This window comes from Actinoplanes sp. NBRC 103695, from assembly GCF_030269485.1.
Taxonomy (GTDB): domain Bacteria; phylum Actinomycetota; class Actinomycetes; order Mycobacteriales; family Micromonosporaceae; genus Actinoplanes.
Genome location: NZ_BSTL01000078.1, coordinates 1 through 7,758, shown reverse-complemented (window position 1 = coordinate 7,758; position 7,758 = coordinate 1). Strand labels below are relative to the sequence as shown.

The window sequence follows — 7,758 nt, the reverse complement described above, 5'->3', positions numbered from 1 at the left end:
AAAAATGTCCCGGCAACAAAAACATCATGTTGCCAAAGGAATCACGAGGCAAAACAAAACCTCGCCATAATTGGCACTGGCTTATCAAGCACCCTGTTGAGTTCTCAAAGAACAACCACACACCAAGATCCGAATCTCGATTAGAGATTCGCTCCTGGGGCTAACGCTCCATTTGCCCTGAGCTTCGCTCAGAGAACCCGCACTGACACACACCGCTCGAAGCGGCTTAGTCATTCGGGTTGTCCGTCAGACCGGCCTTAGATCGTCTAGCGATCCGTGTGCCCGGCTCCTGCGGCTCGTTGTACTCTACCCGGTCGGTCTCGCTGGCGCAAATCCGGTTTCCCGTACTTCGCATCCTGCCTCGCCCGGTGCCTCCGTCGAGCTTAGCGCACGACTTCCGCGGTGGCTCATCGAGCGTCCGAAGAGTCCTCTTCGTCCGGCTCCGTGTGCCGTGGAGAAAGTTACTCGACCGGACTGGCGGAACGCAAATCGGCCCCCCTCCGTGCCAGAGTGGCACCCATGACCGAACCCGCGGCACCCACCAACGATGTGCTGTTCGGCCTGCTCTCGCCCTTGTGGCAACTGGTCATCGGCCTGCTCGTCCTGGTGACGCTGGCGGTCTCGACGTTCAAGCTGCTCCGCCGCGGCCCGTCCCGGATGGGCGGCGCCATGCTCCTCGTCGGCGGCGCCCTGGTCGGCATCGCGGTGGTCAGCTACCTGTTCGCCCAGATCTGAAGCCGGCCAGAAACGGGTCAGAGCCGCCGGTTGGCGAGGCTGGGCACCTCGGTCCGGATCTTCTCCACACGCGCCAGATCCAGATCCGCCGTGACGACGCCCACGGTGTCCGGCGCCTGCGCCACCACGGTCCCCCACGGGTCGATCACCATGCTCCGCCCGAAGCAGGTCCGGTCCGGCTCGTGGTCACCGATCTGTCCCGCCGCCACCACGTAGCACTGGTTCTCGATCGCCCGGGCACGGAGCAGTACCTCCCAGTGGTCACGCCCGGTGTGCATCATGAACGCCGCCGGCACCACGACCACCTGGGCGCCACCATCCGCGAGGCGCCGGTAGAGCTCAGGAAACCGCAGGTCATAGCAGATGGACAGGCCGACGGGCACCCCGGCGATCGAAGCCACCACGACCTCGTCCCCCGCCGCCACGGTCCGTGACTCCTGGTAGGAGACGCGTCCAGGAATCTCCACGTCGTACAGATGAATCTTGCGGTAGATCGCCACCCGCTCACCCGCCGGCGAAAAGACCAGCGAGGTGTTGTAGGTGTGCTCCTCATCCGGACCGGCCTCGTGGAACGACCCGGCATGCACCCAGATCCCCAGCTCTCGCGCCGCGCCCGCGAAGAACTCCGCGAACTCCCCATCGACCCCCTCCGGCGCCGGCATCCCCTTACCGCGCCCGAGGTAGTCGACATATTCCGGCAGCACCGCGAGCTCGGCCCCCGCCGCGGCCGCCCGTTCCAACAGCCCGCGAGCCTCGGCAAGATTCCGCGCACGATCATCCCGGGCATTCAGCTGACACACCGCAACACGCATAGGCCGAGCCTAGGCGCGCTCACTTCAAAGACTCCAACCCCAATTCCGGAGTACGCGCACAGCAAGGTCCCGCCCCCTCGCCCAGCCAGGCGTTCCCTCCAGGCCGTCCCCGGCCCCCGGGTTGTCCTGCACCCGCACGCCACATCCCACGCGCCGCCCCGCACGCCACGCGCGCACGCACCGCACGCCCCGCGCACGCACCGCCCCGCGCGCACCGCCCCGCGCCGCACGCACCGCGCACGCACCGCCCCGCGCGCACCGCCCCGCGCCGCACGCACCGCGCACGCACCGCACGGCACGCACCGCGCCGCACGCACCGCGCACGCACCGCACGCACCGCCTCGCGGGCAACCGCACGCCCGAACGCTCACGCCAAGATCGAAAACGACACGCGGCCACCGCCTCCCCCACCCCTGTCACTGGGTGGGTCGGAAGGTAGCGCCTCGGTGTGACATTTTGCGGGGCCTGTCCACAGGCACCCGGCAGTGTGGTCAACCCGCGGCAGACGGCATCAGGAGCAGTTCCGAGCCGACAGGCACATAGCCCGCCGCCAACAGCGCCCTGAAACTCGAGGCGTTTCCCGGCGCGCACTGAGCCCAGACCGGCCGCCCATCCGGGCTCAAGTGACGGGCGGCAAGCGCCAAGGCGCGGCCGTGACCCTTCCCTCGCGCCGAAGGGTCGACCTCGAACGCGGTCTCGGCCCTTGAGGAGCATCGGAACGGAAACTGGCGTTAGCGATGATCTTGGAGCGCGGGCGAACTCCTCCACGTTCGGGGTACGCCGGTCGTCGGGATCGGCGGACCGTTAGCCCGGCTTCGACCCTGTTCGATGTCTCGTAGCGTTTTGGGCTGTGCCGGTTGAGTTTCTTTCTGATGAGCAGGCGGCCGGTTATGGCCGGTTCCCCGTCGGGTTGACGCCTACGGAGTTGGAGGGCCTGTTCTTCCTGGACGACTTCGACCGGGACCTGATCGTGCATCGCCGGCGTGATGAGAACCGGATCGGGTTCGGGTTGCAGGTGGCCACGGTGCGAGCGTTGGGCCTGTTCCTCGCCGACCCGCTGGACGTGCCGACCGAGGCGGTCGACTACGTGGCCGGTCAGGTCGGTGCGGCCGATGCGTCGGTGGCCAAGGAATACCTGCGGCGGGAGAAGACCCGGTTCGAGCACCAGCATGAGATCGTCCGGGCGTACGGGTACACCGACTTCGCCGCGGCGGAACCGGACCTGGTCCGCTGGATCGACGACCGGGCGTGGACGACCGGCGACGGCCCGAAGGCGATCTTCGACGCCGCCGTGGGCTGGCTACGCGAGCGCAAGGTGCTGCTGCCGGCGGTGAGCACCTTGGCCCGGTTGGTGGCACAGGTCCGGGCGCAGGCCACGGACCGGCTCTATCAGCGGTTGTCCGCGCTGGTCTCGGCGGAGCAGGCGCGGCTGTTGGAGGATCTGCTCGACGTGCCGGCCAACTCGCGGCTGTCGCTGTTGGAGCGGTGGCGTACGCCGGTGACCAGGACGTCGGGCACCGGCATGGTCCGGGCGTTGCAGCGCGCCGGTGAGATCGCCGGGCTCGGGATGGGCGCTGTGGATGTGGGGGTGGTGCCGCGGCGGCGGGTGTGGGGAGCTGGCCCGGTACGGGCTGGAGGCGAAGGCACCGACACTGCGCCGGCATCCGTATCCGCGCAAGCTGGCCACCTTGCTGGCCACGGTGCGGGCGTTGGAGGCCAAATCGGTCGACGACGCCCTGGAGCTGTTCGACGTGCTGATGACCACAGAGCTGATGAGCCGGGCCGAGCGGCAGTCGAAGAAGGAGAAGCTGCGCCGATATCCGAAGGTGTCGCGGCACGCCGGGAAGCTGGTGGCCGCGGTCGGGGTGCTGCTGGAGGCCGCCGAGTGGGGCGAGCAGGTCCGGTTGGAGCAGGTGTGGGACGCGATCGAGAGCGTGGTGTCGCGTGCCGAGTTGCGGGCGGCGGTCGCCGGGATCGCGGAGGTCCTGCCGCCGGCAGATGCGGACCCTGATGGGGAGTGGCGGGCGCATCTGCTGGAGCGGATGGCCACGGTCCGCGGGTTCGTGCCGCTGCTGTGCCAGGTGATCGAGTTCGGTGCCACCGCGGACGCCGCGCGGGTGCTGTACGCGGTGAACGGGCTGCCGGAGCTCCTCGACGCCCGGCAGGGCCGCAAGGTCGCCGCCGGATTCCTCGACGCCCGCCGCATCGAGGTGCAGGTCGTGCCGTCGGGCTGGTGGCAGCGCCTCGTCTTCCCGAAGGACCGCCCGGAGGGGACGGTGGACAAGGCCGCGTACGTATTCTGCGTGCTCGAGCAGTTCCACCAGCGGCTCAAGCGGCGTGACATCTTCGCCGCGGTCTCCGAACGGTGGGGTGACCCGCGGGCCCGGCTGCTCGACGGCGAGGCCTGGCAGCAGGCGAAGGCGCCGGCGTTGAACGCGCTGCAGCTGCCGGAGGAACCCCGCGAGCTGCTGGACGGGCACGCCGTAGCGCTGGATGAGGCATGGCGGCAGGTCGCGGCGGGGCTGAGCGCGGACACAGCGGCCCGCCTCGACGACGAGGGCCGGCTGCACGCGCAGAAGGTCACCGCGGTGCCGGACCCGCCCAGCTTGGTCGACCTGCGCCGCCGGGTGGAGGCGATGCTGCCGCGCATCGACCTGAGCGAGCTGATCCTGGAGGTGATGGCCTGGTATCCCGGCTTCGCGACCGCGTTCACCGCGTTGTCCGGGGCGGCCACCCGGCTGGAGGACCTGCCGGTGACGGTCGCGGCGACGTTGACCGCGCACGCGCTGAACGTCGGGTTCGTGCCGGTGATCTCCGACGGGATCCCCGCTTTGACCCGGGGCCGGATCAGTCACGTCGACGCCACCTACTTGCGGCCGGAGACCTACGCAGCGGCGAACGCGGTCCTGATCGACGCCCAGGACGGCATCGGCTTGGCCCAGGCGTGGGGCGGCGGCCTGGTCGCGGCGGCCGACGGGATGCGGTTCGTGGTCCCCGTGCGGACCGTGCATGCTCGGCCGAACCCGAAGTACTTCGGCCAGCGGCGCGGTGCGACCTGGTTCAACATGGTCAGCGACCAGGCCGTCGGCACCGCCGGGATGGTGCTGTCGGGTACCCCGCGTGACTCGATGCACCTGATCGACCTGCTGTACCGGCGTGACGGCGGCCGCCGCCCGGAGGTCGTCATCACCGACGCCGGCTCGTACTCCGACGTCGTGTTCGGGCTGCTGCAGCTGCTGGGCTTCGACTATCGGCCGCAGCTGGCCGACCTGCCTGATGCCAAGCTGTGGCGCATCGACCGAACCGCCGACTACGGCCCGTTGAACGCGACCGCCCGCGGGATCGTCGATCTGGACCGGATCCGTCGGCACTGGCCGGACATGCTGCGCATCGCCGGGTCGATCCACACCGGGCAGGTATCGGCGTACGACGTGCTGCGGGTGCTGTCAGCCGGCGGGAACCTCACCCAGCTCGGCGAGGCGATGGCCGGCTACGGGCGCATCTTCAAGACCCGGCACGTGCTGACCTTCGTCGACGACGAGCCGTATCGGCGCCAGATCAAGGGCATGCGTAACCTCAACGAGGGCCGCCACGACTTGGCCCGGCACGTCTTCCACGGCCGCCGCGGCGAACTGCACCGCGCCTACCACGACGGCATGGAAGACCAACTTGGCGCACTCGGCCTCGTGCTGAACTGCATCACCCTGTGGAACACCGTCTACCTGGACCTCGCCCTGGCGGGGCTGCGCGGGCAGGGCTATCCGGTGCTGGACGCCGACATCGCCCGGCTCTCGCCATACGTACGCCACCACATCCGGGTCCACGGCCACTACACGTTCACCCTGCCCGACCTCGGCGGGCGCACCTACCGGCCGCTGCGTGACCCGGACGCAGCGGATGAGCAGTAGCTGGCCCGCCGATTGCCATGGGCCTCGGCGAGGTGGCGGCGGCTGATTGCCGCGTCGAGTCCTACGGGTCCCCAGGACGGGGATCCGATCGGCGGTTTGTCGGAGAAGTCAGCCGTACAGCTGCGCAAGATCGCCGCCAAGGGCGGCCTTGACGAACCGTGCGGGGTCGTCGACCAGGACCTCGATGGCTCTGGACCTGGTCGGCGTAGAGCGTGAAGATGCCCGCGCCGCCCGGGTGCACGACGAGGACGCTCGGCCGCCATCATTCCAGCCCTCGGCTGGGGCTTGTAACAGGAGACATGCACCTGGCATTCGCGCAACCGCTAGTTGCGCGCGCAGACGTCAGTCTTCGATTACTCGCAGCACGACCTTGCCGCGACCGTGGCCCGCGGCGGCGAGTTCGTGGGCCTCTCCTGCGCGAGCCAGTGGGAACGTAGCCCGGACCAGGACGTGCAGCCGGCCCGTACGGGCAAGCTCGGCGGCGACGGCAAGTCCGGCACGTCCGTCCGGATCCCCCGAGCCGGTGTACGACAGGTGGACACCGTGATCACCGGCAGAGAAATCAGCGATGGTGACAACCCGCTCAGGAGTGCCAGTGATGGCTACCAGGTCCGCCAGCGAACCCGCACCGGCGATGTCCAGTGCCGCGTCGACACCGTCCGGAACGAGCCTGGCCACCCGGCCAGGCAGGTCGGGCCCGTAGGTGATCGCGAGAGCGCCGATACCGCGTAGGAAGTCCTGATTCTCGGCGGAACCGGTGCCGATCACTCGCGCCCCCCGGGCAACCGCGAGCTGGACGGCGACGCTACCGACGCCGCCGGCCGCACCGTCGATGAGCAGGGTCGTCCCGCTGCGAACGTCGAGCAGGTCGAGAGTGCGGGTCGCGGTCTCGGCGCTGGTACCGAGAGCGGCTGCCTGCTCCCAGCTCAGGTCAACAGGTCGCGGTGCCCAGAACTGCAAGACCGCGTACTGCGCGGTGGCCCCACCCAGTCGTGTCACGTCCACAGCGCCGAAGACTTCATCGCCGACCTGTACGTCGGTGACACCATCACCGACCTGGTCCACCACGCCCGCGGCATCGACTCCCGGGATGTGCGGCCAGGGCAGTGACGGCCGCATCTTCCCTGCTCGTAGCAGGTCGTCGCCCGGTGTCACTCCGGCAGCCCGGACGGCGATCCGGATCTCGCCTGGGCCGGCGTCCGGGTCCTCGGCGGGCCCGACCGTCAAGACGTCGGGGGGGCCGAAGCTGGAGTACTGCAGCGCGAACATGAGCGGTCCTTTGAGGGTGTGGTGCTGGTGCGACTGCACCGCCCGAGCAACGTAACGCTCGAAATGGAACAGGGCGTCCGTCTGTGCTGAACTGGGATGCGTGGAGCACGCATTGACTCAGAAACCCCGACTTCAAAGGCCTCGATCCCAGCAGCCTCGCTCGGATGCCCGGCACAACCGGGCCCACATCCTGGGTGTGGCGCGAGCGACGTTCGCAGCCCAGGGACTGGAGGTGACGATGCGGGAACTCGCCCGTCGTTGCGAGCTAGGAGTGGCCACGCTGTACCGGCACTTTCCCACACGAGAAGATCTCGTCGTCGCGGCGTTCGCCGAGCAGGTTCGTGAGTGCGTAGCGACGGTGGCACACGCAGCAGAAGATCCGGATGCCTGGCGAGGCATCACCGCGGTAGTGGAGGAGGTGTGCACCCGCCAGGCGTTGGACCGGGGGTTCAACGCCGCGCTGCTGGGATCAGCGTCCTTGAAGAAGGTCTTCGCCGTCGAACGCGCTCAGAACGTTCGCGCCTTGACCCGACTGGTGGACAGAGCACGTCGTGAGGGCGCAGTGCGGCAGGACCTGACCGTCGAGGACCTCTGGCTTGTCCTGGCTGCGACGGCGACGCCCAACCCCTCCGTGCCCGACAGCGGGCGAGCCCTTGTCGAGGTGCGTCGCCTCGCTGCTCTCCTCTTGCAGGGCATGCGCGCACAACCGACCGCAGTTCTCATCCCACTACCAGTCAGACAGCACTTGCAGCAGCGCCCAGCATCCTGAGGTGTGAAGCATCAGCTCACCGTTACTGTGCACACGCGAGTCGGCCACGAGATGGTCTTCCGCCACCCCGACACCGGCCGTGACCGGCGCCGCCGTCATGCTCGACCAGCTCAGCGACGCCGCCGAGCTGCTGCACTCCCTAGTGCCTCGTCTTTGAACGTTGGCCGTGTAATCCGTCGGTTCTGAGGGTGTTTCGGGCAGGCTGTCCTTCTCGTTGTTGAGAGGGGTGGTGCCGGGTGGGCCGACGCCCAGAGGTATTCGTCAG

6 protein-coding genes and 1 pseudogene are annotated in these 7,758 nt (G+C 68.8%); 4 read left to right on the top strand and 3 right to left on the bottom strand.

Features of this window, described 5'->3' with window-relative positions:
• Window positions 1-519 precede the first annotated feature (519 nt).
• A complete protein-coding gene (locus tag QSK31_RS48170) occupies window positions 520-735 on the top strand; it encodes a hypothetical protein (RefSeq protein WP_285691937.1) in 216 nt (71 codons plus the stop codon).
• A 17-nt stretch (window positions 736-752) separates the two neighbouring features.
• Here QSK31_RS48170 and QSK31_RS48165 read toward each other — a convergent pair whose 3' ends face one another.
• The gene (locus QSK31_RS48165; protein ID WP_285691936.1) at window positions 753-1,547 is read right to left on the bottom strand and encodes a carbon-nitrogen hydrolase family protein; all 795 of its coding nucleotides are present in this window, start codon (window positions 1,545-1,547) and stop codon (window positions 753-755) included.
• 850 nt (window positions 1,548-2,397) lie between these two features.
• On the opposite strand from QSK31_RS48165, the pseudogene QSK31_RS48155 reads away from it, so the two are divergent.
• Window positions 2,398-2,850 (top strand): annotated as a pseudogene (locus QSK31_RS48155) (DUF4158 domain-containing protein); the annotation flags it as partial.
• Window positions 2,851-2,936: 86 nt separating this feature from the next.
• Here QSK31_RS48155 and QSK31_RS48150 read toward each other — a convergent pair.
• The gene (locus tag QSK31_RS48150; protein WP_285691938.1) at window positions 2,937-3,071 is read right to left on the bottom strand and encodes a hypothetical protein; all 135 of its coding nucleotides are present in this window, start codon (window positions 3,069-3,071) and stop codon (window positions 2,937-2,939) included.
• A 23-nt stretch (window positions 3,072-3,094) separates the two neighbouring features.
• Between QSK31_RS48150 and QSK31_RS48145 the strand changes: the two genes are divergently transcribed.
• A complete protein-coding gene (locus tag QSK31_RS48145) occupies window positions 3,095-5,455 on the top strand; it encodes a Tn3 family transposase (protein ID WP_285691935.1) in 2,361 nt (786 codons plus the stop codon).
• A 342-nt stretch (window positions 5,456-5,797) separates the two neighbouring features.
• Here QSK31_RS48145 and QSK31_RS48140 read toward each other — a convergent pair whose 3' ends face one another.
• Window positions 5,798-6,724: an NADP-dependent oxidoreductase gene (locus QSK31_RS48140; RefSeq protein WP_285691934.1), complete on the bottom strand. Its 927-nt coding sequence runs from the start codon at window positions 6,722-6,724 to the stop codon at window positions 5,798-5,800.
• A gap of 100 nt (window positions 6,725-6,824) precedes the next feature.
• Between QSK31_RS48140 and QSK31_RS48135 the strand changes: the two genes are divergently transcribed.
• Complete coding sequence (locus QSK31_RS48135; RefSeq protein WP_352244858.1) at window positions 6,825-7,493, top strand: TetR/AcrR family transcriptional regulator; 669 nt, start codon at window positions 6,825-6,827, stop codon at window positions 7,491-7,493.
• Window positions 7,494-7,758: the final 265 nt, after the last annotated feature.